This is a genomic window from Sporosarcina newyorkensis, from assembly GCF_900167515.1.
GTDB lineage: Bacteria > Bacillota > Bacilli > Bacillales_A > Planococcaceae > Sporosarcina > Sporosarcina newyorkensis.
On record NZ_FUYJ01000006.1, the window covers coordinates 179701 to 205322 of the forward strand.

At 42.2% G+C, this 25622-nt stretch carries 29 protein-coding genes, 3 pseudogenes and 1 riboswitch; of the genes and pseudogenes, 9 read left to right on the top strand and 23 right to left on the bottom strand.

All coding sequences use genetic code 11. The features are described 5' to 3' along the window. Positions 1–34 precede the first annotated feature (34 nt). The 4 genes and pseudogenes from B5D59_RS18600 to B5D59_RS18260 all read right to left on the bottom strand — a co-directional run. Positions 35–312: pseudogene (locus B5D59_RS18600) on the bottom strand (thermonuclease family protein); the annotation flags it as partial. Positions 313–366: 54 nt separating this feature from the next. Next, positions 367–825, bottom strand: a pseudogene (locus tag B5D59_RS18725) (M56 family metallopeptidase); the annotation flags it as partial. Between the two features lie 385 nt (positions 826–1210). Next, positions 1211–1498: a BlaI/MecI/CopY family transcriptional regulator gene (locus B5D59_RS12635; RefSeq protein WP_342746532.1), complete on the bottom strand. Its 288-nt coding sequence runs from the start codon at positions 1496–1498 to the stop codon at positions 1211–1213. A gap of 58 nt (positions 1499–1556) precedes the next feature. Further along, positions 1557–1796: a hypothetical protein gene (locus B5D59_RS18260; protein ID WP_078818220.1), complete on the bottom strand. Its 240-nt coding sequence runs from the start codon at positions 1794–1796 to the stop codon at positions 1557–1559. 495 nt (positions 1797–2291) lie between these two features. On the opposite strand from B5D59_RS18260, the gene B5D59_RS12645 reads away from it, so the two are divergent. After that, positions 2292–3284, top strand: coding sequence for a M23 family metallopeptidase (locus tag B5D59_RS12645; protein WP_078818221.1), 993 nt, complete (start codon positions 2292–2294; stop codon positions 3282–3284). 888 nt (positions 3285–4172) lie between these two features. Here B5D59_RS12645 and arsC read toward each other — a convergent pair. From arsC to B5D59_RS12680, 7 genes and pseudogenes are all read right to left on the bottom strand, one after another. Further along, on the bottom strand, positions 4173–4586 hold the full coding sequence (arsC, locus tag B5D59_RS12650) for an arsenate reductase (thioredoxin) (RefSeq protein WP_078818222.1): 414 nt from the start codon (positions 4584–4586) through the stop codon (positions 4173–4175). Positions 4587–4612: 26 nt separating this feature from the next. Further along, a pseudogene (locus B5D59_RS12655) lies at positions 4613–4843 on the bottom strand (ArsB/NhaD family transporter); the annotation flags it as partial. A gap of 92 nt (positions 4844–4935) precedes the next feature. After that, a complete protein-coding gene (locus B5D59_RS12660; RefSeq protein WP_078818223.1) occupies positions 4936–5283 on the bottom strand; it encodes an ArsR/SmtB family transcription factor in 348 nt (115 codons plus the stop codon). A 141-nt stretch (positions 5284–5424) separates the two neighbouring features. Further along, positions 5425–6153, bottom strand: a complete 729-nt coding sequence (locus B5D59_RS18605; RefSeq protein WP_078818224.1) for a thermonuclease family protein — start codon at positions 6151–6153, stop codon at positions 5425–5427. Between the two features lie 19 nt (positions 6154–6172). Continuing rightward, positions 6173–6514 (bottom strand): fluoride efflux transporter FluC, encoded by a 342-nt coding sequence (locus B5D59_RS12670; RefSeq protein ID WP_078818225.1) that lies wholly within the window; start codon positions 6512–6514, stop codon positions 6173–6175. Next, positions 6515–6886, bottom strand: a complete 372-nt coding sequence (locus B5D59_RS12675; protein WP_078818226.1) for a fluoride efflux transporter FluC — start codon at positions 6884–6886, stop codon at positions 6515–6517. A 29-nt stretch (positions 6887–6915) separates the two neighbouring features. Beyond that, positions 6916–7704 carry an alpha/beta fold hydrolase gene (locus tag B5D59_RS12680; protein WP_245799521.1) on the bottom strand — a complete coding sequence of 263 codons (789 nt, stop codon included), beginning with the start codon at positions 7702–7704 and terminating at the stop codon, positions 6916–6918. A gap of 117 nt (positions 7705–7821) precedes the next feature. On the opposite strand from B5D59_RS12680, the gene B5D59_RS12685 reads away from it, so the two are divergent. After that, entirely contained in the window at positions 7822–8337 is a 516-nt protein-coding gene (locus B5D59_RS12685; protein ID WP_009497963.1) for a gamma carbonic anhydrase, read from the top strand. A gap of 182 nt (positions 8338–8519) precedes the next feature. Here the strand turns inward: B5D59_RS12685 and B5D59_RS12690 are convergent, their stop codons facing one another. Together B5D59_RS12690 and tnpB are read right to left on the bottom strand one after the other, a co-directional pair. Then, a complete protein-coding gene (locus B5D59_RS12690) occupies positions 8520–9161 on the bottom strand; it encodes a metal-dependent hydrolase (RefSeq protein WP_009497964.1) in 642 nt (213 codons plus the stop codon). A 169-nt stretch (positions 9162–9330) separates the two neighbouring features. Continuing rightward, on the bottom strand, positions 9331–10488 hold the full coding sequence (gene tnpB, locus B5D59_RS12695) for an IS200/IS605 family element RNA-guided endonuclease TnpB (RefSeq protein WP_078818228.1): 1158 nt from the start codon (positions 10486–10488) through the stop codon (positions 9331–9333). Between the two features lie 171 nt (positions 10489–10659). On the opposite strand from tnpB, the gene B5D59_RS12700 reads away from it, so the two are divergent. After that, positions 10660–12372 (top strand): ABC transporter ATP-binding protein, encoded by a 1713-nt coding sequence (locus tag B5D59_RS12700; RefSeq protein WP_078818229.1) that lies wholly within the window; start codon positions 10660–10662, stop codon positions 12370–12372. A 42-nt stretch (positions 12373–12414) separates the two neighbouring features. On the opposite strand, the gene B5D59_RS12705 is transcribed toward B5D59_RS12700, so the two are convergent. After that, positions 12415–13272 carry a YitT family protein gene (locus B5D59_RS12705; protein ID WP_009497968.1) on the bottom strand — a complete coding sequence of 286 codons (858 nt, stop codon included), beginning with the start codon at positions 13270–13272 and terminating at the stop codon, positions 12415–12417. A 264-nt stretch (positions 13273–13536) separates the two neighbouring features. On the opposite strand from B5D59_RS12705, the gene B5D59_RS12710 reads away from it, so the two are divergent. Continuing rightward, a complete protein-coding gene (locus tag B5D59_RS12710; protein ID WP_009497969.1) occupies positions 13537–13701 on the top strand; it encodes a Fur-regulated basic protein FbpA in 165 nt (54 codons plus the stop codon). Between the two features lie 131 nt (positions 13702–13832). Here the strand turns inward: B5D59_RS12710 and B5D59_RS12715 are convergent, their stop codons facing one another. Further along, entirely contained in the window at positions 13833–14066 is a 234-nt protein-coding gene (locus tag B5D59_RS12715; RefSeq protein ID WP_040759390.1) for a YkuS family protein, read from the bottom strand. Positions 14067–14253: 187 nt separating this feature from the next. On the opposite strand from B5D59_RS12715, the gene B5D59_RS12720 reads away from it, so the two are divergent. Beyond that, positions 14254–14829, top strand: a complete 576-nt coding sequence (locus B5D59_RS12720; RefSeq protein WP_245799528.1) for a hypothetical protein — start codon at positions 14254–14256, stop codon at positions 14827–14829. A gap of 24 nt (positions 14830–14853) precedes the next feature. Beyond that, complete coding sequence (locus B5D59_RS12725; protein WP_245799522.1) at positions 14854–15273, top strand: hypothetical protein; 420 nt, start codon at positions 14854–14856, stop codon at positions 15271–15273. Between the two features lie 31 nt (positions 15274–15304). Here B5D59_RS12725 and B5D59_RS12730 read toward each other — a convergent pair whose 3' ends face one another. Then, positions 15305–16741 carry an amidase gene (locus tag B5D59_RS12730; RefSeq protein ID WP_245799523.1) on the bottom strand — a complete coding sequence of 479 codons (1437 nt, stop codon included), beginning with the start codon at positions 16739–16741 and terminating at the stop codon, positions 15305–15307. Positions 16742–16849: 108 nt separating this feature from the next. Continuing rightward, entirely contained in the window at positions 16850–18061 is a 1212-nt protein-coding gene (metK, locus tag B5D59_RS12735) for a methionine adenosyltransferase (protein ID WP_078818230.1), read from the bottom strand. Positions 18062–18238: 177 nt separating this feature from the next. Beyond that, a riboswitch (SAM riboswitch) is annotated at positions 18239–18358 on the bottom strand. A gap of 170 nt (positions 18359–18528) precedes the next feature. Here metK and pckA point away from each other — a divergent pair. Continuing rightward, positions 18529–20115 carry a phosphoenolpyruvate carboxykinase (ATP) gene (pckA, locus tag B5D59_RS12740; RefSeq protein ID WP_009497976.1) on the top strand — a complete coding sequence of 529 codons (1587 nt, stop codon included), beginning with the start codon at positions 18529–18531 and terminating at the stop codon, positions 20113–20115. A gap of 47 nt (positions 20116–20162) precedes the next feature. On the opposite strand, the gene B5D59_RS12745 is transcribed toward pckA, so the two are convergent. From B5D59_RS12745 to B5D59_RS12770, 6 genes are all read right to left on the bottom strand, one after another. After that, on the bottom strand, positions 20163–20960 hold the full coding sequence (locus B5D59_RS12745; RefSeq protein WP_078818231.1) for an alpha/beta hydrolase family protein: 798 nt from the start codon (positions 20958–20960) through the stop codon (positions 20163–20165). Next, positions 20953–21411 carry an NUDIX hydrolase gene (locus B5D59_RS12750; RefSeq protein ID WP_009497978.1) on the bottom strand — a complete coding sequence of 153 codons (459 nt, stop codon included), beginning with the start codon at positions 21409–21411 and terminating at the stop codon, positions 20953–20955. Before B5D59_RS12750 ends, B5D59_RS12745 begins: the two co-directional genes overlap by 8 nt. 47 nt (positions 21412–21458) lie before the next feature. Then, positions 21459–21773: a hypothetical protein gene (locus tag B5D59_RS12755; protein WP_040759391.1), complete on the bottom strand. Its 315-nt coding sequence runs from the start codon at positions 21771–21773 to the stop codon at positions 21459–21461. A 319-nt stretch (positions 21774–22092) separates the two neighbouring features. Next, positions 22093–23415, bottom strand: a complete 1323-nt coding sequence (locus tag B5D59_RS12760) for an NAD-dependent malic enzyme (RefSeq protein WP_078818233.1) — start codon at positions 23413–23415, stop codon at positions 22093–22095. 111 nt (positions 23416–23526) lie between these two features. Beyond that, positions 23527–23700 (bottom strand): putative motility protein, encoded by a 174-nt coding sequence (locus B5D59_RS12765; protein ID WP_009497982.1) that lies wholly within the window; start codon positions 23698–23700, stop codon positions 23527–23529. A gap of 65 nt (positions 23701–23765) precedes the next feature. After that, complete coding sequence (locus tag B5D59_RS12770) at positions 23766–24215, bottom strand: Dps family protein (RefSeq protein ID WP_009497983.1); 450 nt, start codon at positions 24213–24215, stop codon at positions 23766–23768. A 95-nt stretch (positions 24216–24310) separates the two neighbouring features. Between B5D59_RS12770 and yidD the strand changes: the two genes are divergently transcribed. Continuing rightward, on the top strand, positions 24311–24544 hold the full coding sequence (yidD, locus tag B5D59_RS12775) for a membrane protein insertion efficiency factor YidD (protein WP_425441354.1): 234 nt from the start codon (positions 24311–24313) through the stop codon (positions 24542–24544). Between the two features lie 96 nt (positions 24545–24640). Next, positions 24641–25621, top strand: a complete 981-nt coding sequence (locus B5D59_RS12780) for a metal ABC transporter solute-binding protein, Zn/Mn family (RefSeq protein ID WP_009497985.1) — start codon at positions 24641–24643, stop codon at positions 25619–25621. The last annotated feature ends 1 nt before the right edge of the window (position 25622 follow it).

Sequence of the window (25622 nt, forward strand, 5' to 3'; positions counted from 1 at the left end):
CTTGTTGCTCCGCTTTCTCAAATTCATCCAAATAACGTGTATTTGGCAGATACACATAAGCTACTCTTGCCAAGCCTTCTTTCAATAATTGCTCCTGTACGCTTTTTCCGTATATATATACGCCAGCAATCTGCCGTATTTATCGTATTTTTCACCGATATTAAACTCAATCTCTGGCTTCCCTTTTTGCAACAGCTCTTGATTGCGCACTTTCGCTTCTAGGCCAAACGGCTGCTTGCCAAGTCGGGGATGGTTCGTTTCTGGTATGTCGATCAATAGATAGCGCACATTCTGCTCTTTGCCTTCATACATGATTTTTATTGTAACGCTGTCTTATCGCTATAAAAACAAGCGTACATATATAAATTATATCACTAGTGTCGCATAAATAAACTTTTTCATTGGTTTCATTTCTAATAACATCATTAATCGCTTTTTAAGGATAATTTTGTTTCCAAATAAAAAAGCACTATAAAAAACAGGAGTTTCAAGTGAATCTTCTAACATGTTTAAAATTGTTTCACCGTATCTCTTTCTTTCAGCATAAGACATTTCAAATACAACTTCTTCGTCACAAGATAATTCGCTCCATATGTGAATCTCCTTACATAGAATATGAACGAATAGATTAAATCAGTGTAAAGAACTTACTATTAACATAAACAATTTTATGCATACATCTTTTCGTTTAAAATGAATCAACTCATGATGAAGCACCATGTTTAATTCAACAGTAGGTATTTTCCTAGTCGATAATAGAATCGTTGGATTGTGTAACCCAATGAGGGCTGGACTTGCTATTTGATCATTGTACACAAGTTTTAAATACGTCTTATTCTTAGCTTTTCTTTATGGCTATCCAACAACTGATAAGCATCATTAACGACTACTATTGAGATATTATTTTTTAAATTTTCCATAATAATATACATTCCAGCCACCAAAAATGATGGCTCCAACTCCTCAAATACTTAAGTATACCAACACCCATTCAAAAGAAATATATTGTTCAGGAATTATTTCTCTCCAATAGCCTGTCTGTATAGCAGTAATAGTGCTATTCTGTTCTGTTGAAAGAAAAGAGAGCCCTCGTACAATCAGCCAAACAGGTACAAGAAAGAAGATTTAGAACAAGAATACACTCCACAACAGTGCTTCCCACAACAGATAATACGATAAGATTTTCAAATAACTCGCTCACATTATGCATCTATTTCTCTGAAAACCATTGTTTTAAATCTTTGATATCTTCTTTCGAAATATCCTCACCGTCATAAAGTGTAGATAAGAAGTTTCTCACAGAACCTTGATACAATACGACGAGTAGGCTTTGAGCTCTCCATCTTTTGTACTCTTTGAGAGATAGACAGGGAAGTAAGTATTTGCACGGACCTTGTTTATTGGCTAATAACAGCCCCTTGTCAACCAATCTTGAGAAAAAAGTAGCGATTGTCAATCCTTTCCAAGCCCTATAATTTCGAGAAAAAATCTCTAACAATTAATTGGATTGTCCGGGACCGCCTATCTCCCATATCACTTGCATCAACTCCATTTCTTTATCCGATAACTTTTGAAACTCCTTCATCGTGTACACTTAGCAAATCATTATGTGAGTCCACACTTTTGACTACTACAATGTTGTAGTAGTCAAATGTTTTATTTTTTCTTTTCGAATTCTTTAAATGCACTTTCCAATGGTAAGCGACAAAGAAAAACTGACCTTTGCTATCATATAGAGCTACGCTTTGCGCGTTCAATTTGCTCAGTTCATTCGCAATCGCATCATACTCTTCCATAAAAAGTTTTCGTCTTGCGAATGTAGCTGTTTAAATTGCCTCATCAAATCACCAAGTCTAAAACCGAAGAAATTTGTATTACCTCACCTAATTTTAGCCACACTAATGAATAAAAGAGAATAAAGGGTGAAATTATGGTAATTAGAATTGTTACAACTCTCGTACTGATCTTTTATTCTATCTTTGGTCTGTATTGGTGGGGGTTGAAAACACCCGTAGCTAGATACCTATCATCAACATTTATCAAAAGAGAATATTGCTGTCTTGATTGAAAAGCTGCTGAGGAAGCAATAAGTTACTAATATTGTGACTCTTACCTAAAATTCAGAATCAAAAATTCTTTACTTCACTGTTTTTGAGTAAAGTAATAACTAATTTCTGTGATCTAATTATGCTAACCGGGTAGTTCAAAACGAGAAGGAAAACATCGAGAAAGTACTCATAAAAAAATGCAAATAGGGAACTTTATGAATGCACCGAAAAGGAGGTTTTTGAATGCGGCACTGGTTTCTATTGCCGATTTATTTAATCATGCTGTCCTTATTTTTTTTCGTCGTTGTTTCAGCTCAAGAACAACCAACCCAGGAAAAATTATTGGAAGAACGAATGAACTACTATTTAAAATTCGAGAACGAATTTGTCCCTTGGTACTATTTAGCTGCTGTAGACCAGTTTGAACGCAACATCCAACAAGTACGTAATGATATTCCAAATAAGGAAGGAATCATTGCTCTCCAATTTACCAAAGACTATTGGATGGGTGAGCTTAATCCAAATAAGGAAGATACATCACCGTTGTCTATTGCAATTTTCGCAGGAAAAGGATTGGACGGAAATGGGGACGGTTACGCTGATCTGGAGGATAATGAGGATGTGCTTTTTACGATGGCTACTTTTTTAAGTGGATACGGAAGTGCTGAAGAGGAATTTTCTTTGGCTTTATGGGATTACTATAAGCGTGAAGAAACCGTCAATCAAATTATTACCATTGCGAATCTTTATAAACACTTTGAAACGTTGGATTTGGATGAGCACGCCTTTCCTATTCCCATCAAGCACAATTATAGTTTTCAAGGTACTTGGGGAGCTAACAGAGGATGGGGCGGTCGAAGAATACACGAAGGAACCGATTTGTTTGCCTCCTATGGAGTTCCTGTCCAGTCAACATCTTACGGAATTATTGAAACATTGGGATGGAATGAATACGGAGGATGGAGAATAGGTATTCGTGATATCCATAATACGTACCATTATTTTGCTCATTTAGCTTATTTTAATGAAGGTCTTAAAGAAGGCGACATTGTTGAACCTAGAACTACTATCGGCTATGTCGGCAATTCTGGATATGGAAAGAAAGGTACCTCAGGTAAATTTCCTCCTCATCTTCACTACGGTATGTATAAAGATAATGGACGGACGGAGTGGGCTTTCGATCCATACCCCTCCCTTAGACTTTGGGAAAGACAAGACAGGAATACTGACCGTTAGTAATTTTGTGGGAAGGCAATTCATAGGTACGAATCGTTAAAAGAGAATGAAGGAGTTCCTCCACGCTCTTTCTTACATTCTCCAAAGGTTTTGAAATGTTCCAATTCCCTCAGGATCTATTCCACACCGACCTACCCTTGCCTAAACAGCGCCGCTACCATCATCGATTTCATTAACGATGATGATAGCGGCGCTTAATTTTGATACAGAGATTTTTTCAGTGTCCTCTACCCAAAAGGAGCGGTTTTTTATAATTTGGGCTTACTTTGAAGAAGTTCCGCTATTTACTGTTCATACTAACCCTGATTATCTCTTCTAGCGATATACTCATCATACGCAGCTTGCACCTTATCAGATTTCCGTGAAACTCAAGGGCTAATTTGATTCAGCAAATATAATACCTAAAGCAAACAGCCTGTCACGATAACAAAAGTAAGAAGACCATCTTTTATTGGATTAATCAAAGCAAAATATATACGAGCAATGTTGAAAAAAAATAGATAGAGCGTAAGCCCCCAATCTGTATTCAGCAATAGTCTCTTACCTGCTTCGTCAATGTTATACGGCCAAGGCGAGAAAAGTGTCACATGCTCTCACGTGCTAACATGCGCTGATACTGTACCTTTTTTCAATACAAAGAATGGTAAGATGCGCTTGCCGCCGCTAAACCGATTGATCCTGCACCAATGACAGCTACCTGTAGATCAGGCTCGCAACAACCTGTGTTTTGTTCACAGCAAGTTGATGGTTAAATAATGTTAAATTCTATTATAAAAACTCCTCTATGTTTTCCACTGATATATATGAGAAAATAAAAAGTTAGCTTATAATTGCTCCTTGATCTCTTGAAATATTTGTATACTCTGCCTATTTTTTATTATACGTTCATTACTTACTGGCAAATAGTTGAATTCGTTCACCAATTTCATCCCGCACACGCTGGAACTCTGCCCAAATGTCTTCTTCCGTCCCGGTTGCTTTAGCCGGGTCGTCAAATCCCCAATGTTCACGACGAATTGATGGAGGAGTCTTAGGGCATTTATCCGCAGCATCCCCGCAAAGTGTAACGACTAAATCCGCATTGTTAAGAATCTGAGAATCTATTGTGTTTGATGTTTGATTTGAGATATCAATCCCAATCTCGCTCATTACCATTATTGCCTTAGGGTTTACTCCATGTGCTTCAATACCAGCACTAAGTACATTCCATTCCTGACCGAGAATTTTCCTCCCCCAGCCTTCTGCCATCTGGCTGCGGCACGAGTTTCCTGTGCAAAGAAAGTACAAAGTTTTTTTCGTCATAACTATAATCCCCTTTTCTAATCAATTTAGATGATCAATAACCATACATACAGTCCGATCGGTGTAATAAATAGCGTAGGGATCGTTAAGATTATACCGACTTTAAAATATGATCCCCAGCCTATTTTCACTCCCTTTTGAGAAAGCACATGCAGCCACAACAAAGTTGCCAGTGAACTGATTGGCATAATTTTAGGCCCGAGATCTGATCCGATCACATTTCCATAGATGAAAGATTCACGAACGGCACCTGTTGTTAGACAAATTTTTGGGCTGGCAGGTAACAAAAACTAACGTTATTGCAAAGATTGCTATCGCAATACTAGTTGTAACCAATCAATTTTCCTCCCTAGCCACATGAAATACGTAAACCTTGTTTTTCCAAGTCGTTAATCGATTCATCCTGTCCCGGCAATTGGTCAAGAATACTTTTAATCAGCAGGTAATCCTCATGCTCAGAATTGATCGAATAAAAGATCCATTGTCCTCTCCGCTCTTCTCTTACCAGCTCAATATCTCTCAATTTACGCAGATGTTGGCTAATGGCTGGCTGGCTCATCTTAAAAATCCCCACGAACTCACAGACGCAACATTCATGAGAGGATAGTAATTTCATCATCGTCAAACGTGTCTTATCACCTAGCAATTTTAAAAGTTGTGAGGCGCGCTGTAAATCGACAGTTTCTTTTGGTTTCATTTTATAACCTCCTTGAAAACAGTATATAATGATATGCTTATATGACCAACAAAGAATATAAAAAATCCCGACTTCGATATAAATATTATCGTCATCGGGATTCATTTATATTATTGAACACAATTTTTATTTTGCTGAAATTCACTCACATGCCCTGCCATCATTATTCCGATCCAAATGAGAAGCGTATGCAGGGTGTCCTTTTTTGACGCCGTCAGGATATTGTTTTCGCAGTTCCGTGCAGTTTGGGTATATTCCCTTTTCTCCACTTACAGACTGTTTGGCTGTCTCATTGGCCGGATGCTTATCGCTATCAAAACCACGATCTGTCGCATAATCCTCTAACGTCCAAATTCCAACACCAGACTTTTTAGCGTGTTGCTCTGCTTTCTCAAATTCATCCAAATAACGTGTATTTGGCGGATACACATAAGCTACTCTCGCCAATCCTTCTTTCAATAGTTGCTCCTGCACGCTTTTTCCGTCTATGTATATATACGCCAGCAATCTGCCGTATTTATCGTATTTTTCACCGATATCAAACTCAATCTCTAGCTTCCCTTTTTGCAACAGCTCTTGATTGCGCACTTTCGCTTCTTGGCCAAACGGCTGCTTGCCCAGTCGAGGATGGTTTGTTTCAGGTGTGTCGATCAATAGATAACGCACATTCTGCTCTTTGCCTTCATACATGATTTTTATTGTATCACCATCAATCGTCTTGACCAATTCGACTGGAATCAAGCCATCGCGGCTCGGTTCTTTTTTTTCTTCCATTAATTCAGGAAAATAGACAGCCGCGATCGCGACTACTACGGCAATCAGAAAAGAGCCGACCCATTTTTTTCCCGTATTCTTTTTCTTTGTACTCATTTAATTAAAATCCTCTTTTCTACAAACTAAATCCAATATAGGCCAAGCCGACTCCCAACCCGAATGTCAGCACAGTATAGGCCGCTGAACGCCCTATTCGGCCTTCTTTCCAATACGTCCAAATTTCTTTCATTAAGGTGGAGTATGTCGTCAACGCTCCCGCCACGCCTGTCGCCCAAAACAACGTCCACTGCAATGGCAGCTCCATGCCGACAATCCAACCAATGAAAAAGCTGCCTATGCTGTTAACGAGTAACGTCCCAAATGGCAAGACGCTTCCGTTCAGTCGGTTTGATACTTCAAATCGCAAAATTGCTCCAAGAAACCCGCCAAAGCCAACCGCCACTATATGCCATATCATTCAGGTCACCTTCCTTGCCAATGTAAATCCGAAAGCCGCCATGGTAAGACCTCCGAATAAACAACAGAAGACATATGCACCTGCAATTACCATCAAACCGTCCTTCAGCAACTGGATTGTCTCTAAGCTAACGGCAGAAAACGTTGTGAAGGCGCCTAGGAATCCAACCGTGATAACCGTAACTGCAAGAGGAGAAAGATGCCCGCCAAGCCTTGCTCGTTCCACTAGAATACACAGCAACAATGTCCCGACCATATTTACAGCAAACGTGGCAACAGGAAAAGCACCATTGACGATCCATAACTGACCGACCAGTAAGCGGGTTACCGCACCGATTGCCCCTGCAATTCCTATGTATAGTCGCACTCTCATTTATTCACGTCCTCCAGCTAAGTTTCATTTCATTCAATTACATAGCCTAATGAACGAAGCACATTTTTCATGAAGGACCGCATATATACGTAAACTTCTTCACGCTCAGGCTCTTGCATGACGTCGTGGTACAGATCTTTCCATCTCTTATCCTGCAGTTCGGATAAATTTTGTGCTTGTGCCCATTTGCGAGAGTAATCGGGATCCGTTATTTCATCCGCTTCTCCCGTCAGCAGCAGAAATGGGACATCCTGTATCACCGAGTCCTTCTGCATGACATTCTTCAATAGAATTTGCAATTCTCGATACCAGCTTGCTGTAATGACCGAAGTATACAATGCATCGTCTTTGTATTGCTCTAGAAATTCAGCATTACGCGATAGCAAAGCCGGCGTGATTTCATGGTTTAGCTTCATCGATTGAGATAATTTCGTTAACATCTGTGCCAGCAACGGCGGTTGATGTTCCAAATGCAGCCAAGGCGAGGAACAAATAATACCCGCGCATTCCACCTGTTCCATCTGCATTATTCGAAGAAGGCATGTCGCACCTAATCCATGTCCATATAAAAACAGCGGTAAGTTGTCGTCGAGCCCTGTCATAACCAATTGTTTAATAAATCGACGATATTCTTTAAATGTTTCCGAATGAACGGTCAAGCCTTCTTTTCCATGACCAGGCAAATCTCCTGTCACGACATGGAAGCCATCATTCCTCAATCGCTGAATGAGCCAAACATACCGACGATGATGTTCATATGCATTATGGACAATTACTACTACAGCTTTCGGCTGGCCTTCCGCTTCCCACTTCCACATGGCCATCACTCCTCATTTAGCTTTATTACTTTATGGAATGCCCTTCTTTTGTATCGGAAAAACCAAATCTTTGTTAGGATAAATTATACATGATTTTTTGGAAAAGAGGAGATTTCATTGATTTATCCATACGAAGGAAAAATACCTGAGATCGATCCATCTGTATATATTGCAGATTATGTAACCATTTCAGGTGATGTCACGATCGGTCCCGAATCATCCATTTGGTTCAATACGGTTATTCGCGGCGATGTGTCCCCGACAATTATCGGCCGAAAAGTGAACATCCAAGATTTTTGTTGTCTGCATCAAAGTCCGAAATTCCCGCTTATTTTAGAGGATGAGGTGACGATTGGACATAAAGTGATGCTACACAGCTGCACGATCAAAAAAGGAGCACTGGTTGGGATGGGCGCAACGATTCTGGATGGAGCTGAAATCGGGGAAGGCGCATTTATCGGAGCGGGCAGCTTGGTGACCCCTGGCAAGAAAATTCCGCCTAACACCTTAGCGCTCGGTTCTCCGGCTCGAGTCGTTCGTGATTTGACCGACGAAGACCGTGCCGACATGACGCGTATCGTGAACGAATACGCACGTAAAGGACAATTGTATAAAGTGCTGCAAGACGAATAAGCACTAGCACCCATTCTTTTGTGGAATGGGTGCTTTTGGTGCGGTAAGCAGAATGAATGGCTCGGTTCCATACAGGATTGGTTCGGTGTATATGCTCTTTGGTGCGTTCCGTCCGTACTTTCGCTCGGTAGAATGCCAGTTTGGTTCGGTGCAGGTTTTTTTGGCGCGGTCCACCATCTTATTCAGAACACTCGATTCCAAACAGGCGCAAACGGTTTCACTCCTCTGCGATTCATTGGCAGTATTTTCATATCCGCCACTATATGACTGATATAACCAGCCAGCCCTGCCTCGAAGACTCCTTTCATCGGCCACTCCAGCATCAGATGATGTAAAATGAAAGCGAAAAAAACGATGCCTAGTACAGAATGCGTATATGACCGGTGCGGAAGAAAGGAAGCGATGATAATATAGCTTCCGGCCAGAAGGATTCCAGTTGAATTATGTAAATACAATCCGAACAGTACGACGAATATTCCTGTCAATGTCAACAGCCGTCTTTGGGTAATGAGCTGCGACAGAACAACCAGCGCCAGTCCTGCAAATCCATATGTCAGATCGGAAGTCTGGAATCCTCTGCTAATAGATTGATAGACGATAATCAGCAACAAAGCCACGCCTAATAATCGTAAAACAGTTTTACTAATCTGCTTTGAAAGCGTGACCCGATTAGCTGCCAGACCATTCGTATCGAGGTCCGGCACAAGTGCTGAAGCTCCTCCTACTGCTGTACAGAGCAGAACGGTCATTGGATCCGATTGTGCCTTGAAGCCGGCAACTGCTCCAACTGTAGCCCCAACAACTAAATGTGAAGTTCCTTTCATTAAATAAACCCTCTCTGTCTGCAAAATTCTAAGTTGTACGTAATCTAGCTACTCTTAATGCTTTCCTACTGATCTTCCTATATACTGATACCAGTTGAACTACTCCCACTTTCACTACGTTTAGAAGTGGGAGATTCCTAAGATCACCGGCGTAACCGCCAGTTATTGATTAGGCTATCCCCGCAGCCCCTGCGGTTAGAAGTCTGTCCGCTTCCTTTTTAAGATTTATACTTGCGTTAAGATCTCGGTCGTAATGGACTCCGCATCCTGGACAGTCCCATTCACGCAAGGCAAGATTCTTAACGTCTTTGTTTCTATAGCCACAAGATGAGCAAAGTTGGCTTGAAGGGAATGTTTTACCTACAGAAACAACCTGTTTTCCGTACCACTTCGCTTTATATTCAAGCATTGTTCTGAATTCTGACCAACTTACTTCGCTAATCGCCTTGGCCAACTTGTGGTTTTTGAGCATATTGGATACTTGCAAATCTTCTATTCCGATTACATCGTGGTTTTTGATGATATCGGTTGAGATTTTATGCAAGTAATCCTTTCGCTTATTCGCAATGCTTTCTTGGATACGCGCAACTTTGACACGTTGTTTTTGATAATTTCTCGCTTCACTTAGCTTACATTTTCTTTTGATAGCCAGCTCTCTCCGTCTTGAGAGAATCCGTTGAGCTTTTGCTAACTTCTTCTCTAATGAACGAAAGTACTTGGGATTGTTATACACTGTGCCATCTGATAAGACTGCAAACTCTTTCAAACCCACATCAACACCCACGGAGGAATTCGTTTTAGGTACTTCTTGTACTTCTGTTTCCACAAGAATCGAAACGAAATATTTGTCCGAAGAAGTATGTCGAATCGTTGCATTCATGATTCGACCCTTCACTTCACGACTTCGCGAAAATTTTATCATGCCCAACTTAGGGAGTTTAATTTTGTTGCCAACGATTGCGATATTGCCATTTGTTTGTTTTGTTGTGTACGATTGAACATCATGATTTTTTGATTTAAAGCGGGGTGCTTTGTTTTGTTTTTTGAAAAGTCTTGTATAAGCGTCAGCCAAGTTTTTTAAGGAAGATTGAAGGGAAATGCTATCCACTTCGTTTAACCAAATGGTACTTTCTTGCTTTTTTAACTGAGTTAGTTCAGCGGAACAGGTAGTGTACGAGAGTCCTTTCCCTGTCTCTTTATACGTGCTGTCCCATTTAGCCAAAAAGTGGTTAAAAACAAAGCGGCTACAGCCAATGGTTTTTGCGATTAAAATACGTTGTTCTTTGTTCGGATGAATTTGAAACCGATAAGCTTTGTGGATCAGCATGAAATTCACCTCCACCAAAAAGAATGTACGTTCTCATTATAACCGACTGACATACTCTTTGGCTAGCGCCAACCGATATTTATCACCCACTTACCCATTGGGCTACGCCCTACACATTCCTTGAAGTGGGCGTCTTCTGTCGGAAAATGATAAAACGAAAGGAATTACTACATGATTACACAATTTTTCTCTTACTACAAGCCACACCGGCGCTTATTCCTCATCGATTTTTTCAGTGCCATATTTGTCGCCTTGCTTGAGCTGGCTTTTCCATTAGCCGTTCAATGGTTTATTGACGGTCTATTGCCTTCAGGTGACTGGAGCCGAATTGTCACTGTCAGCTTTTTATTGCTCCTCGTTTATTTGCTAAGTACGTTTTTACACTATATCGTCAGCTATCTAGGCCATAAACTGGGGATCAATATCGAAACCGATATGCGGCGTGAACTTTTCGAGCATGTGCAACGGCAGTCATTCCGGTTTTTCGACAATACCAAAACAGGACATATTATGACACGCATCACGACAGATTTATTCGATATCGGAGAACTTGCCCACCACGGTCCTGAGGATGCATTCATTGCGATCATGACTATTCTTGGTGCATTCGGACTAATGTATACGATCAATCCCGAGCTGGCGCTTATCGCCATTGTCATGGTTCCCTTGCTTGCTGTTGTTGTAACGTTCTGCAATAAGAAAATGAATGCTGCCTGGCATAAGATGTATGACAATATTGCTGATGTCAACGGCAGAGTGGAGGATGCGGTTTCAGGATCACGCGTTGTTAAATCTTTCACCAATGAAGAGTTTGAGCTGCGTCGTTTCCAACAAGACAATGCGCGTTTCCGAACTGCCAAGCTAGTCGCATATAAAGTGATGGCGTGGGCCACCTCCTCCATGTACATGCTCACACGTCTCGTCACACTTGTGATCTTGATCGTCGGCGCTTGGTTCACGGTCAACAATAAATTGAGTTATGGTGAATTGGTCAGTTTTATTTTATTTAGCAATATATTGATCAAGCCAATCGACAAGATCAGTGCGCTGTTGGAATTGTACCCAAAAGGAATGGCGGGCTTCGGTCGTTTCCGCGAATTGATCAACCAAGCTCCAGAAATTAAAGATGCTCCGGATGCTATCGAAGTGGACCATTTGCGTGGGGACATCCGGCTTTCCAACGTCACTTTTGGCTACGAAGCGGAAAAGCCTGTATTGCGTAATATCGACTTGTCCATTCAGGCTGGACAGACTGTCGCGTTCGTCGGTCCATCAGGTGCAGGGAAAACCACCATTTGCTCACTCATTCCAAGATTTTACGAAGTCAATGAAGGAGCGATTTCCATTGACGGTCTGGACATTCGGCAAATGACGCAAAAATCGTTGCGCAGCCAAATCGGGATTGTCCAGCAAGATGTGTTTTTATTTACAGGAACGATTCGGGAGAATATTGCGTACGGCAAATTAGACGCAACAGATGAAGAAGTTTATGAAGCGGCTCATAAAGCACATCTTGCCGATTTGATCAGCAGCATGCCGGATGGTTATGAAACTCAAATTGGGGAAAGAGGACTGAAGTTATCCGGCGGTCAGAAACAACGATTGGCCATCGCTCGGATGTTTTTAAAAAACCCGCCTATCCTTATTCTGGACGAGGCGACATCTGCACTTGACACCGGGACGGAACGGATCATTCAGAAATCACTCGAGGAACTTTCCGTAAATCGGACTACCCTCGTCATCGCCCATCGATTGACAACGATCCGCAACGCCGATCGGGTCATCGTCATGACGGAAGACGGAATCGAAGAACAAGGCACCTATGAAGAGCTGGTGCACCAAAATGGAACATTTACCAAATTGCATATGGCGAATCAAGTCTAATGAGAAAAACCAAGCGCAAAATGTCGCTTGGTTTTTTATTCATCAGGCAAGCTTCTCGCCTTCTTTTCTGAAGAAACCGAAAATCCCTACCGTCTGGACAATATTTGTGAATGCTTGGGGATCGGTTTCATTAATGATCCGTTCCAAGTCATATAATTCATAACGTGTAATAACGACATACAGCATATTTTTATCTTCTTTCGAATAGGCCCCTTTTGCCGGCAAAATCGTTATACCTCTGACCATTTGTCTGTGAATCGCTTGCTGCAAATCATCCGCCTGCTTCGTAATAATCATCGCTGTAACCTTCTCATGACGCGTGTGAATCATATCAATAACAGAAGTCGTTACATACAAAGCGACCATTGTATACAATGCATTTTCGGGCTCGTAGAGAATACCTGCAAAGGCGATGATGATTCCATTGAGAATCAAAAAATAGACTCCGATCGGTTTATCCTGCATTCGCGATAAAATCATCGCTACGATGTCCATGCCGCCTGTAGAGGCCCCTAGTTTTAAAGAAAACCCTATACCCACCCCGGCCAAGACGCCACCGAATACGGCGTTTAGAAGGATATCGCTGGAAATGGAACGAACCGGCAGTACCTCAAGGAAAAACGTAGCGCACGCAACCGACACGATGCTGTAGATAGTAAAACCTTTTCCGACTTTGAACCAACCTAGAATAAAAACCGGAATATTGAAAAGAAGTAACAAGACTCCTGTACTGATCGTTATATTCAAGTGATCAGTCAGGACACTCGACACTAACTGGGCCGCACCTGCAAAACCGCTTGCATAGACATTCGCACTGATAAGAAAGAAATTTAACGATACCGCTACGAGGAGTGAGCCTAAGATAACGACTGCAATCCGTTTCGCTTCAATAAAAAACATAGCGACCTCCTATGATGGGTTACATTTTACGTACGAAATAGATTATAGCTATTCTTTCCTCGTAATGGTACCCCTAAACTTTAAAATTTTGGTGGCGATCTCATTGTTTTTTAATTCGTGCACATGATTGTCATAGTTGAGCTGATCGCCCATCCTCTTCCATTTCAAAAGAGAAAATTCGTATTCTTCCAACTACTTGATCTGAAGTTTAACAATGATAAAAAGCGGCTATAGTTAGGAGGGAATCAAGGAGGAAACAATACGATGAAAAGAAATGAAAACATAGTGGAAACTAAACGAGATGAACTAATTGATGAACTGGTATCAAATGGGGTATTCAAAATTGATGGCAAGCAATTGTACGAATTGCCACTACGTTCTTTAATGCAAGAATATGAAGCTGTCGACCAACCTGAAACACAATTATAATTTTAGAAAAGAGACGTCCTTAAAAATGGGACGTCTCTTTTTAATGAAGTGAATTTCTTCCATTGCCTCACCGTAAAAAAGGCTGTCACTGAAAGAAATCTCAAACTTTCAGGACAGCCTCGTTACTACACTTAACGTTGTAATCTTTTTTCGACATCATTGACGATATCATCAACAGAGTTCCCTTCGATGCTGACGACCGGGAAATCAAATTGATCCACGTTGACGTCACTCAACGCACGTACAACGCCCATGTCATACCCTTTTAAATTTTCATCGCTCTCGAACATTTTCACTTCATGTCCTTTTTCCTCTAACGCTAGTTTTACGTCATCAAATGGGTTTTCTACTGCAATTTTAGCCATTTTCCATTCCTCCTCTATCTTTTTACTACTGCTCAATAGTATGTATTTTCCCCGGAATGAAGAAACTAAACCCGGTACTACAAGTTAGATGATTCTTTCCCTTGAGCGCGGGATTCACTGCGACAAAAAAAGGGTATCCAATTGCTATAGAATTTCATCAGTAAGGAGAGGACACCGATTGTTTGGTATGAAAGATCTTCTTGGGCTTGTCATTTCAGCCTTTATTATATTGCCTGTTGTTATCTTTCTTCGCGAATCCGGATACTTTATCGTCAGCGGATTGTTTGGAGTCAAGAACCCGCGTCTTACAGTTGGTTCTGGACCACGAATATTTAAATTTTGGTTTTTGGATGTCCGAAAATATTACCATGTGTATAGCTGGTTCTCCTTTGATTCGATTAAATCCAAAAGTAACTTTGCGTATATTTGTATTTATTTAGGACCTATACTCAGTAACCTTACGGTGGCTGTTGGCATCAATGCCTTGCTCGCAAACGGCTTTTTAGACGACTATAAGACATTCTGGAGCCGTTTTATATTTTATTCATTTTATTATGTTTTATTTGACGCTATTCCCATGATCACCGTAAACGGCAAGCCGAATAACGGCATGGTGATTTACGAACTCCTGCGTTACGGTAAACGAGTCGACTACAATGAAGAACCGATTATTCGCGGTACGACGGAAGTAGAAAAAGAGTATCAGCAGGAGATTAAGGAAATTGAGAAAGTGAAAGAGCAAGAACGTCAAAAAAGGAATTGAACAGTTGAAGGAAGGAGATTTTTGATGAGGCAGTTTGGAAAACTTATAATAATTGGTACCATCGCAGGGATTGCACTAGCGCTCTTTCTGAAAGTTATTCAGATACTTATTGGAAATCAAGCCTATGTGCTGCTTTTCAACTTTGATTACGTTCCAGTAATTCAAGATTGGGAGCCGCAACTTTTGGTAGGATACTTATTTCACTTTATTACTTGTATCGTAAGTGCAGTCGCTTTGTTTTATCTGTTGCGGATTATCCAGCGGGAATACCTGATAGCTCCGTATGTTTTAGTCTATACCGTTGGCGGTGGCATTTTATTCTCGCTGACAGGATTATCTGAACAACCACCTGCCATTACAGATGGGGCAGCCTGGTTCTATTGGACGGCCGCACACGCTGTATTCGGTCTGATAGTAGGTGGTTTGATTAAAAACTGGAAATAAATAGAATCAATTATGCTAAAACATAATTGATTCATATGAAAGATGGGATAACTCTCGAATAGCCTTTATACTCTTCCTCTAGACGTGCGCCCAGTGCAAACAACGCATCTTCATTCCCGATTTTGCTCACTAGTTGTACACCAAGCGGCATGCCGTCTCGATCCGCTCCAATAGGGATTGTCAAAGCAGGAAGCCCCCACACATTGGCATACGCGACGTAAGGAATATATTGCAGAAATGTCTTCCGAATGGAGAATAACTCTTTGTATACGATACCGTGCGAAAGGGCTGCCGTATGATAAACAGGCAAAACAAGGATTCGCTTATCCAGATAGCGGTCTAATTCCGCATCACCTTTTTCAATAATGGTTTCGATCTCAGCTACTCGTTCCGCTGAAGGTTTGAATAAAGAGGCACCAATTAAAGCCCAGGATAAATACCGATGCAAATCGGTTTGTTTGCCCGCCTTGTCTAATAAAAATTCACGCACCGGCCGGATCGGACGTGTGCCGAATGCTTCTACTGCTGCTCCACTCGCGCCGTCAATGGACATGATCTCTTGCCATAATTCCGCTGATTCTTGAAAATGAGGAGGTATGTCCTCTCTAATAGGAAATTCTGTCGACAGAAATCCTTTGATCGCCTGTAAGAAGCCTTCTGTCTCCTTAGATAGCGGCAGCTTCATATCGGGCAAGAACGTTACAGTATATTGATTCAACTCATTTTCCATAGGTAGTTCATCCGCAATGATGCTGTAAAGCAGTTTTGCATCCCGTACCGATTTTGTCATCGGCCCGATTCCAAGCATTCTTTGCTGTAATGGATGCTCTTCGGCAGGATAGCTGCCGATTGATGAAACTTGCGAATTTCCTGATTTGAAGCCAATGACCCCAGTAAAATGACTTGGGAAACGGATGGATCCTCCGATATCTGAACCTATTCCCGCTGCAGCCGCCCCTAGAGCAATCGCCGCACCTTCTCCGCCACTCGAGCCGCCTACTGTCCTAGAGAGGTCGTAGGGATTGTTGGTGCGGCCATACAATGCATTGTCGGTCTCCTGACAAAAACAGAGTGCCGGTGTATTTGTCTTGCCGATCAGGATGGCGCCTTCCGCTTTTAATCGACGGACAATTTCCGCGTCTGTCGTTTGCATCTGTCCCTTACGATACGGCAATCCGCCTGTCGTCTGCATCCCAGCCACATCGAATGATTCCTTCATACTAATAGGTACGCCAAATAATTTCCCTGTCATCTTCATTGTATTCCGTTCTTTGTCTGCTTGATCCGCTTCGGCCAACGCCTTAGTAAATCGCTCTTCCACTAAAAAGTTCACAGCTGGATTGGTTGCCTGACATTGTGCAATATAAGCCTCCGTCGCTTGACGTGAAGTAATCTGCCCGCTATCTAACTCCGCTTTCAATTGCACAGCATCCATATCGAGCACAGATGTATGTTGTAGTGTAGTCAATAAATTTCCCCTTTCCCAATTTCTGAATGTTCTTTATTTTATATTATACTATAAAAAAAAGGCAGGAAGAAGGATATTAATCCCTCTTTCTGCCTTCAACTATCTTTTTTATTGTTTCACATCATTTTTAATTGCTAATTCTAATAATGCATCTGCCTTATCCGTTTTCTCCCACGGCAAATCAATATCCGTACGGCCAAAATGACCGTATGCAGCCGTTTGTTGATAGATCGGACGACGAAGATCAAGCATTTTAATGATGCCTGCAGGTCGCAGATCAAACAACTCGCGAACAAATTCGACTAAGAGTGCTTCGGATAGACGGCCTGTATCGAATGTATTAATTGAAATGGATACCGGGCTTGCCACACCGATTGCATAGGCAAGTTGTACTTCACAATGCTCTGCCAATCCTGCCGCCACAATATTTTTCGCAACATAGCGTGCAGCATAGGAAGCAGAACGATCAACTTTTGTTGCATCTTTACCAGAAAATGCACCGCCGCCATGACGAGAATATCCGCCATATGTATCCACGATGATTTTTCTTCCAGTGAGTCCCGCATCTCCCTGAGGACCACCCACAACAAAACTTCCTGTCGGATTAATGAAGTATTTCGTCTGTTCGTCCAATAGGTGAGCAGGTACGACCGCGTCGATTACTACTTCTTTAATATCCTTCTCGATTTGTTCCATTGTCGCTTCCGGATGATGCTGTGTCGAAATAACAATCGTATCAATCCGCACAGGTTTGTTGTCTTCGTCATACTCTACAGTTACTTGCGTTTTACCATCAGGACGCAGGTAAGAAATCAACTCTTCTTTACGCGCTTGCGCAAGTCGGAATGCCAGCTTGTGGGAAAGACTGATCGGAAGCGGCATTAATTCAGGTGTTTCATTACAAGCGTAACCAAACATCAATCCTTGGTCACCCGCTCCGATGGCATCCAGTTCTTCGTCTGTCATAGAGCCTTCACGAGCTTCGAGCGCAACGTTGACACTCGCGGCAATTTCAGGTGATTGCTCATCAATAGAAGTTAAAACAGCAGAAGTTTCATAATCGAAACCGTATTTCGCACGTGTGTACCCAATTTCTTTCACAGTATCACGAACTACTCTTGGGATATCTACGTAGGTAGTGGTAGTGATTTCACCCATTACCAATACGAGTCCTGTCGTAATACTCGTTTCACATGCCACACGGGCATTCGCATCTTCCTTTAATATCGCATCCAAAATCGCATCCGATATTTGGTCGCACATCTTGTCAGGATGGCCTTCAGTAACTGATTCTGATGTAAACAGTCGACGGTTTGTCATTTTTGTTTCCCCCTCAATCAACATGATACGGTACTCTCTTAAGTCCCTGGTAAAGCTCCACGCCTGAATTGACGTCAATCATATACCATAAGGATTCAGGGCTAGACAATATAAAAAGCCCCCTACTCACTTTCTAGCAATGAGTAAAAGGCAAAATTTCACGCGCAGCACCTTTCACTCTTATCGTCCAAGGAATTTAACCTTGCTTCAGGTTTGGCACCTTCGCGCTAGACTACTGTCTTTTGCAGGTTGCCGGGTTTCATAGGGCCTGTACCCTCCACCAACTCGGGATAAGAGTATCCGTTCATGTCACATAGTATAAAAAAGTTGTGATTTTGTCAATTTTTTTATCTCAAATCACTTGAGTTTTTAATTAGTATAGATTATTATTCTTAATGTGTTATACTATTTACGAATTAAGATGTTCTACTCAAATAAAACGACTACGCAAAGGACGGTATGTAAATATGATATCTGCAAAAATTGATGATAGTTTAAAAAGTCTTCTATCAGGAAGCAACGTGACGATCCAAGCGTCTGTGGCAGAATTAACCGAAAAGGCAGTCGCTAAAGGAGAAGCCGAACTCTCAGCAGATGGCGCTCTAGCAGCACGCACAGGTAAATATACTGGACGCTCTCCGAAGGATAAATTTATCGTCGAAGATGCAGTGTCCAAAGATAAAGTAGATTGGGGAAGCGTCAACAAGCCAATCTCCCCTGACGTATTTGATTCATTATACACGAAAGTCATCGATCATTTGAAGCAAAAGGATGAACTCTTCGTTTTCAAAGGATACGCAGGTGCAGATAAAGACTCTCAGTTATCCATACAAGTTGTCAATGAATTGGCTTGGCAAAACCAGTTTGTTCACCAATTATTCATCCGTCCAACTGCAGAAGAACTACAGTCACACGAAGCGCAATTCACAATCTTGGCTGCCCCTTCTTTCAAAGCGGATCCAGAAGTGGATGGCACAAATTCAGAGACATTCATCATCATGTCCCTTGAAAAACGAATTGTCTTGATCGGCGGAACAGAGTACGCAGGAGAAATGAAAAAATCTATTTTCTCTGCGATGAATTTCTTGCTTCCAGAACAAGGCATCCTATCGATGCACTGTTCAGCTAACGTTGGAGAAGACGGCGATGTGGCACTGTTCTTCGGTCTTTCAGGAACAGGTAAAACAACACTTTCCGCAGACGCTGACCGCAAGTTGATCGGTGACGACGAGCACGGCTGGTCTGATAACGGTGTATTCAATATCGAAGGCGGATGCTACGCGAAATGTATCAACCTTTCTGAAGAAAAAGAACCTGAAATCTTTGGCGCGATCCGTTTCGGTTCCGTGTTGGAAAACGTTGTATTGGACGAAGATACACGTATACCGGATTATGATGACAATTCATTAACTGAAAATACACGGGCTGCTTACCCGATTGAAAATATCGAAAATATTGTGACACCGTCTATTGCGGGTCATCCGAAAAACATCATCTTCTTAACGGCTGATGCTTCCGGCGTATTGCCTCCAATCTCGATTCTGACAAAAGAACAGGCAATGTACCACTTCTTAAGTGGCTTCACATCGAAATTGGCAGGTACGGAGCGTGGAATCACTGCTCCAGAACCAACATTCTCTACTTGCTTCGGTTCACCGTTCTTACCTCTTCCGGCTGCAACGTATGCAGAGATGCTTGGTAAGAAAATTGACGAACACGGCGCAAAAGTGTTCTTGGTTAATACTGGCTGGACCGGCGGAATATTCGGTGTCGGTTCTCGTATGAACTTAGGTTACACACGAACTATGGTTCGCGCGGCAATTGCCGGTAAGTTGGATAATGTAGAGACTAAGACAAATGAAATCTTTGGACTCGAAATGCCTCTTGAAATCGAAGGCGTGCCAAGCAATGTGTTACACCCACGTTACGCTTGGGAAAATCCTGAAGAATATGATGCAGAAGCGAAGCGTCTTGCAGCAGCTTTCCGTGAAAACTTCAAGAAATTCAACCATGTTTCTGAAGAGATCGCAATCAAAGGCGGCCCGATCGCATAATTTATTTAAAAAATCCTTGCAGAGTATTTCTGCAAGGATTTTTTTGATTATCGGCTTTTGCTTTTCATCCAATCCACTGCTTCTTTCACTAGTTTGCGGTTCATCTCGGGCGGAATGTAATGGGTAAATCCTTCTAAATACCATGTTTCGTATTCTTTATTGGCATCGCGCAGCGCATTTTCTAGTAACAGTGCTTGCTCAAATGAAACATTTGTGTCCGCCGTTCCATGGATGATCAAAGTAGGTATTTCAATATCGTGCACGCGGAACAAAGCGGTCCGCTCACGATAGGCATCCGGCATATTATTTGGTGTGCCTCCAATTACCCTCTTCATCATTCGCCGCATATCTTCACGTTCTTTATAAGTGAACACGACATCAGACACTCCTGCCCACGTCACCATCGATGTTAAATCCTCACGTAATATGGCGGTCCATAATGCCATAATGCCCCCTCGAGAGAAAGAAAAGAGATGAATCCGTTCTGAATCGACAGACGCTTGCTGTTTCAGTACTTCCACTCCGGCAACCGCATCATTGCGGTCCTCTCCTGCAAACTCGTCCTTCCCCTCGCCCCCTCGGTTGCCCCTATAATAAGGAGCAAACACGACCAAACCGTGTGAAGCAAACTGTGCAATGCGGGCGGGTCGTACCATTCCAACATGTTGGATTCCACCCCGTAAATACAGCAAGCCATCATAACGCCCTTCAGCTGTCGGTGTAGCGAGCAGTCCTTTAACCTGCAAGCCGTCAGACCAATACGTTACCTCTTCCAACCTCACACGAGGATTCGGCGATGGATACTCCTTACGCTTGATAATATCCCCGTCAGTGCGTTCAGTCATTCGCTTCCACCCACTTCCTGAGCTCTCCCATGCCGCGGTCTTTCATATGGAAGCTAAGCTCCGTGCAGGCGGCAAGCTCCGCGTCTGTCATCCAGACAGCGCCTTCTGTCTCAAGTAACGTATAGTCTCGCTCGACATGAACGACATTTCCTGTGAAAACAGCTTTGCAGAAAGGCGGATCGGTAAAGACAACGTATTCTGCAAAGGAGTGTACATTATCAATCGTCACGCCGGTTTCTTCCAATGTTTCTCGAATGGCGGCTTGTTCAATCATCTCGCCTGCCTCCGCTTTTCCTCCTGGAAACTCAATTCCGCGAATTCGATGTTTTGTCAGTAGCCACCGATCATTATGTTTGATCACAACGAGTACATGGCGTGATTCAATCCGGTGTTGATTCGGCCCAAATGTCAGTTCAACGTTGGCACCTTTTAAGTCTTCAAACTTTAGCATATGGCTCACGTCCTTTCCTATAGTGTAGCGGAAAGACGTGTGCCGAATCAACGAAAGAAGGGCAGCTTCTCAATAAAGCGTTTGGATTCATCGTCCGTGTATTCATGAATTAAGGCATAGACTTTCATCATCCGCCGATCGATATCGTGGTTGTCGCGGTCATAGTGGTAAGGTATATATGGCAGATGAGAGCGCAGAAAGTTGCGGAACTCCAAGCGGTCCATTTGGGCAAATAATCGTTCAAAAACAGGGTATGCTTCTTTTGAGACCTCTACTTTATATTCCCACGGGGAGGCGTGCGGATCGATTAGGACTTGCTGATTGGTGACGGAGACATACATCGTGTATTTTTGTTCGCTCATAACCATCCTACTTTCTTTTTTTAGGTAGCATGGCTATAACCGAAAAAAATATTCTAATTTTAAAGGCGAATGATGTGTTTTTGCCTAAGGTAATTCCAGCTTTCTACACCGGGAATTGCGCTTCAGCCAGTACGCTTTCCGTGGGGCATGCGGTGATCCTCCTTCTTACGCGCTATCCCCTGGAAGTCTCATTGAAATATAGATTTGAAAATATTATATAAAAATAATAAAGAGGTGCTTCTTACTTCGATCCTCAAAATCCTAGACAAAAAAACAAAAACCTATTAACCTCCACGAATTGTTAATAGGCTCCATGTTTTTATTTTGCTTGTTCTTCGTAGACAACTCTTTCCACTGCCAACGCGACATTTATATGCACATTGGGATCCAGTGGATGAGGCACCAGATCGTCGCGTTTTGTGCTGTCGACGATGGCAAGTGCCGCCGCAATAAGCATTGGGTAGGTAATGGCTTTTGCATTTGCGTTCAATGCACCGCGGAAGATGCCTGGAAAACCGAGGACGTTGTTCACTAAGCGGCCGTCTGCTGCATAAGCTGCGCCAGCCTCCAAAGCTTCGTCAGGGGCAATTTCCGCATTCGGATTCGACAGTGCCAAGATGATTTGTCCTTTGCGGATCATTTCCGGTTTGATTAAATTTGCAACTCCCGTCGTTGCAATGACGAGATCACATGTCTCCATGATCTCTTCCATTGAATCTGCAACTGTTCCACCAAATCCCGCCAACATGGCCTTGGCTTTCGGGTTCAGGTCGGTCCCCTTCATCTCTTTCACGCCATAGGCCATGAACATTCTACTGATTGCTAGGCCCGCTGCCCCTAAACCAATTTGTCCGACTGATGCATTTGCTAGGTCCACGCCGACATGTTGACTTGCCGTTAATGCGGCTGCTAGTGCAACGACTGCTGTCCCATGCTGATCATCGTGCATGACGGGAATCGGCAATTCTTTCTTCAAACGTTCTTCGATTTCAAAACAATGAGGTGAGCCGATGTCTTCCAATAAAATCGCACCAAATCCTTTGTGGATATGCTTCACTGTTTCTACAACTTGGTCGGGATCACTCGTATCCAATAAAATTGGAACCCCGCTGATGCCGACAAATTGATCAAACAGCACGGCTTTCCCTTCCATTACGGGCATGCCTGCAACTGGGCCAATATCTCCTAGTCCTAGAATGGCCGTTCCGTCCGTTACAATGGCTACAGTATTGGAAATGCCCGTGAAATAATTCGCCTGTTCCGGATCTTCTTGAATTGTTTTACAGACATTCGCAACACCGGGTGTATAGACTCTACGGAGGTCTGCCAGCGAACGAATCTCATGCGTGGCTTTCATATGGATTTTTCCGCCTTCATGCGCCTGAAGAACGTCATCTGTTACAGTATGAACTTTTATGCCGCCTTTTAAATTGTCTATGGCTTCCACGATTTCTTCCAAATGAGCCTTGTCATTGCATTGTAACGCGATTTCTCGAATCGTAGAAAGTGTTCCTACCTTAATCGTCTGGATATCTCCGATGTCGCCGTTCAACTGCCCAATCGCCATCGTTACTTTGCCGAGATTTCCCGGTTTGGAAGGTGTTTCGATTATCAAATTACGCAAAAATTGGCCATGCCCCATAATGGTCAACCTCCTATAAAAGTTATTTAATTTATTTTTTCACAGTGTTTCATTTCGATGCCATCGCTAAAAAAACACACATCTCAATCATACGAGACGTGTGTTTTGCAATCAAGCCTTGATATCCACAGATGCCCCTTTATGGGGATGAGTAGCGGCAGGCAGATTATTCAGCATTTCGGCTGCAGCAGAAGTTTCCATTGAAAGAGCTTTCGTCATAACACTCATTTGAACGGTTGATTGCAAGCTTCTCAACTGACTGGACATGATTGAATTGATATCCATTTCGTTCACTCCTTCCTACTATTCACTTCTTACTATCGGCCGATTTCATGCGAAATGAAGGATTTTCATTCATTCGTTTCGCCTAAAAATGCATTCAGCATCCATTGGTGTTTTTCGATGCTCTGATAAACCGCATTGAGCATATCTTCTGTCATATCATCTGAATCTTTTGAAGCGAGATCCATTCCCTTTTTCAACGATTTCATAATCTTATCAAAATCATCTACTAACGCTTGGACCATATCATTCGCTTTTTCCGTTCCATTTGCCTCGCTCACTACCGAACTTTCCAAATGCTCAGATAGCGTAGCAGTCGGTTTTCCGCCTAATGTCAGTACTCGCTCTGCAATTTCATCCATATGCACTGTCGCTTCGTCGTATAACTCTTCAAATTTTGCGTGGAGAGTAAAGAAATGACTTCCTTTTACATACCAATGATAATTATGCAACTTTGCATACATTACAGACCACGTAGATACTTGCTTGTTCAATTCTTGAATTAATTCCTTAGACATAAAAAAACACTCTCCTAATCATTTTTAAGCTTCTCTCTTTTATTTTACCACTTTTGCCAGTAAACTAAACCTAATTACATCGGAAGGTGATTCATATGTTGAAGAAAGTCTTATTATTAGGTATACGTTTCTATCAAAAGTTCATATCACCTATGTTTCCGCCTTCTTGCCGGTTTTATCCTACCTGTTCACATTATGGAGTAGAAGCAATTGAAACACACGGCGCACTCAAAGGCAGCTGGCTTGCTGTGAAACGAATATTGAAATGTCATCCTTTTCACGAAGGCGGGTTTGATCCAATCCCAATGAAGAAGTCTAGAAAAAAATGAAGTAAACGAATGTTGCATTCACAAAAATAATCTTGTATGATGAGTAAGTTACCTAAATAGTAATCATTCCTATTACCGTCATGGAGGCCTATTAAAATGAAAAATCGTTACTTTCTCGCAGCTGTTGCCCTATTGCTTTTGCTAAGCGGATGCAGCAAAAAGGCAGTAGATGAAAATGAATCTCCTTCATCCACTAAGCTTCTTATTTACACGACCGTCTATCCCCTTCAATATTTTACAGAACGTATTGGCGGAGAGTTTGTTGACGTTCAATCCATTTATCCGCCTGGAACAGATGAACACGTTTTCGAACCCACTCAAAAAGATATGATGTCCTTAGCGAAAGCGGATCTGTTCTTTTACGTCGGGCTTGGCTTAGAAGGTTTTGTTCAGAAAACCGAAAAGACGTTGCAAAATGAACATGTGCAACTCGTTTCTATTGCAGATGATATAGACCCGGAAGAGTTGGAGCCAGGACATTCACATGATCACGAAGGTCATTCACATGAACACGAGGAGGAAGACCATAATCACGATCATGGTCATGATTCCGCAGTTGATCCGCATGTATGGATCTCGCCCTTTTTAAGCACGTTGCTCGCCGAGAAGATTAAAGATGAGTTAACCGATGAATTGCCGGAACACGCAGACCAATTCCAAGAAAATTTCGATACACTGTATGACGATTTGGAAAAATTGGATCGCCAATATAAAACAATGGCGGATGAAGCACCGAATAAAACGTTCTTTGTCTCACACGCTGCCTTTGGTTATTTAGCGGATACGTATGGGCTTCAGCAACTTGCTGTCTCGGGACTTGACTCACAAAACGAACCTTCCCAAAAACAGTTGGCTGCACTTGTTCAAGAAGCAAAAGAGAAAGACATTCAATATATTTTATTCGAACAAAATGTCAGCTCTAAATTAGCAGAAGTCATTCAGAAAGAACTCAATGCAGAAGTACTGACTCTGCACAATTTGAGTGTGTTGACAAATGAAGATATCGATAATGATGAAGATTACTTTTCTCTGATGGAACAGAATCTTCAAGTATTAAAAAAAGCATTAAGCAACTAAC

Bases quoted from the DNA above. Each gene is read 5' to 3' on its own strand.
- B5D59_RS18260 (WP_078818220.1), bottom strand. From the start codon at position 1,796: ATGGAAGAGTATGATGCGATTGCGAATGAACTGAGCAAATTGAACGCG.
- B5D59_RS12645 (WP_078818221.1), top strand. From the start codon at position 2,292: ATGCGGCACTGGTTTCTATTGCCGATTTATTTAATCATGCTGTCCTTA.
- arsC (WP_078818222.1), bottom strand. From the start codon at position 4,586: ATGACGAAAAAAACTTTGTACTTTCTTTGCACAGGAAACTCGTGCCGC.
- B5D59_RS12660 (WP_078818223.1), bottom strand. From the start codon at position 5,283: ATGAAACCAAAAGAAACTGTCGATTTACAGCGCGCCTCACAACTTTTA.
- B5D59_RS18605 (WP_078818224.1), bottom strand. From the start codon at position 6,153: ATGAGTACAAAGAAAAAGAATACGGGAAAAAAATGGGTCGGCTCTTTT.
- B5D59_RS12670 (WP_078818225.1), bottom strand. From the start codon at position 6,514: ATGATATGGCATATAGTGGCGGTTGGCTTTGGCGGGTTTCTTGGAGCA.
- B5D59_RS12675 (WP_078818226.1), bottom strand. From the start codon at position 6,886: ATGAGAGTGCGACTATACATAGGAATTGCAGGGGCAATCGGTGCGGTA.
- B5D59_RS12680 (WP_245799521.1), bottom strand. From the start codon at position 7,704: ATGTGGAAGTGGGAAGCGGAAGGCCAGCCGAAAGCTGTAGTAGTAATT.
- B5D59_RS12690 (WP_009497964.1), bottom strand. From the start codon at position 9,161: ATGAAAGGAACTTCACATTTAGTTGTTGGGGCTACAGTTGGAGCAGTT.
- tnpB (WP_078818228.1), bottom strand. From the start codon at position 10,488: ATGCTGATCCACAAAGCTTATCGGTTTCAAATTCATCCGAACAAAGAA.
- B5D59_RS12700 (WP_078818229.1), top strand. From the start codon at position 10,660: ATGATTACACAATTTTTCTCTTACTACAAGCCACACCGGCGCTTATTC.
- B5D59_RS12705 (WP_009497968.1), bottom strand. From the start codon at position 13,272: ATGTTTTTTATTGAAGCGAAACGGATTGCAGTCGTTATCTTAGGCTCA.
- B5D59_RS12710 (WP_009497969.1), top strand. From the start codon at position 13,537: ATGAAAAGAAATGAAAACATAGTGGAAACTAAACGAGATGAACTAATT.
- B5D59_RS12715 (WP_040759390.1), bottom strand. From the start codon at position 14,066: ATGGCTAAAATTGCAGTAGAAAACCCATTTGATGACGTAAAACTAGCG.
- B5D59_RS12720 (WP_245799528.1), top strand. From the start codon at position 14,254: ATGAAAGATCTTCTTGGGCTTGTCATTTCAGCCTTTATTATATTGCCT.
- B5D59_RS12725 (WP_245799522.1), top strand. From the start codon at position 14,854: ATGAGGCAGTTTGGAAAACTTATAATAATTGGTACCATCGCAGGGATT.
- metK (WP_078818230.1), bottom strand. From the start codon at position 18,061: ATGACAAACCGTCGACTGTTTACATCAGAATCAGTTACTGAAGGCCAT.
- pckA (WP_009497976.1), top strand. From the start codon at position 18,529: ATGATATCTGCAAAAATTGATGATAGTTTAAAAAGTCTTCTATCAGGA.
- B5D59_RS12745 (WP_078818231.1), bottom strand. From the start codon at position 20,960: ATGACTGAACGCACTGACGGGGATATTATCAAGCGTAAGGAGTATCCA.
- B5D59_RS12750 (WP_009497978.1), bottom strand. From the start codon at position 21,411: ATGCTAAAGTTTGAAGACTTAAAAGGTGCCAACGTTGAACTGACATTT.
- B5D59_RS12755 (WP_040759391.1), bottom strand. From the start codon at position 21,773: ATGAGCGAACAAAAATACACGATGTATGTCTCCGTCACCAATCAGCAA.
- B5D59_RS12760 (WP_078818233.1), bottom strand. From the start codon at position 23,415: ATGGGGCATGGCCAATTTTTGCGTAATTTGATAATCGAAACACCTTCC.
- B5D59_RS12765 (WP_009497982.1), bottom strand. From the start codon at position 23,700: ATGGATATCAATTCAATCATGTCCAGTCAGTTGAGAAGCTTGCAATCA.
- B5D59_RS12770 (WP_009497983.1), bottom strand. From the start codon at position 24,215: ATGTCTAAGGAATTAATTCAAGAATTGAACAAGCAAGTATCTACGTGG.
- yidD (WP_425441354.1), top strand. From the start codon at position 24,311: ATGTTGAAGAAAGTCTTATTATTAGGTATACGTTTCTATCAAAAGTTC.
- B5D59_RS12780 (WP_009497985.1), top strand. From the start codon at position 24,641: ATGAAAAATCGTTACTTTCTCGCAGCTGTTGCCCTATTGCTTTTGCTA.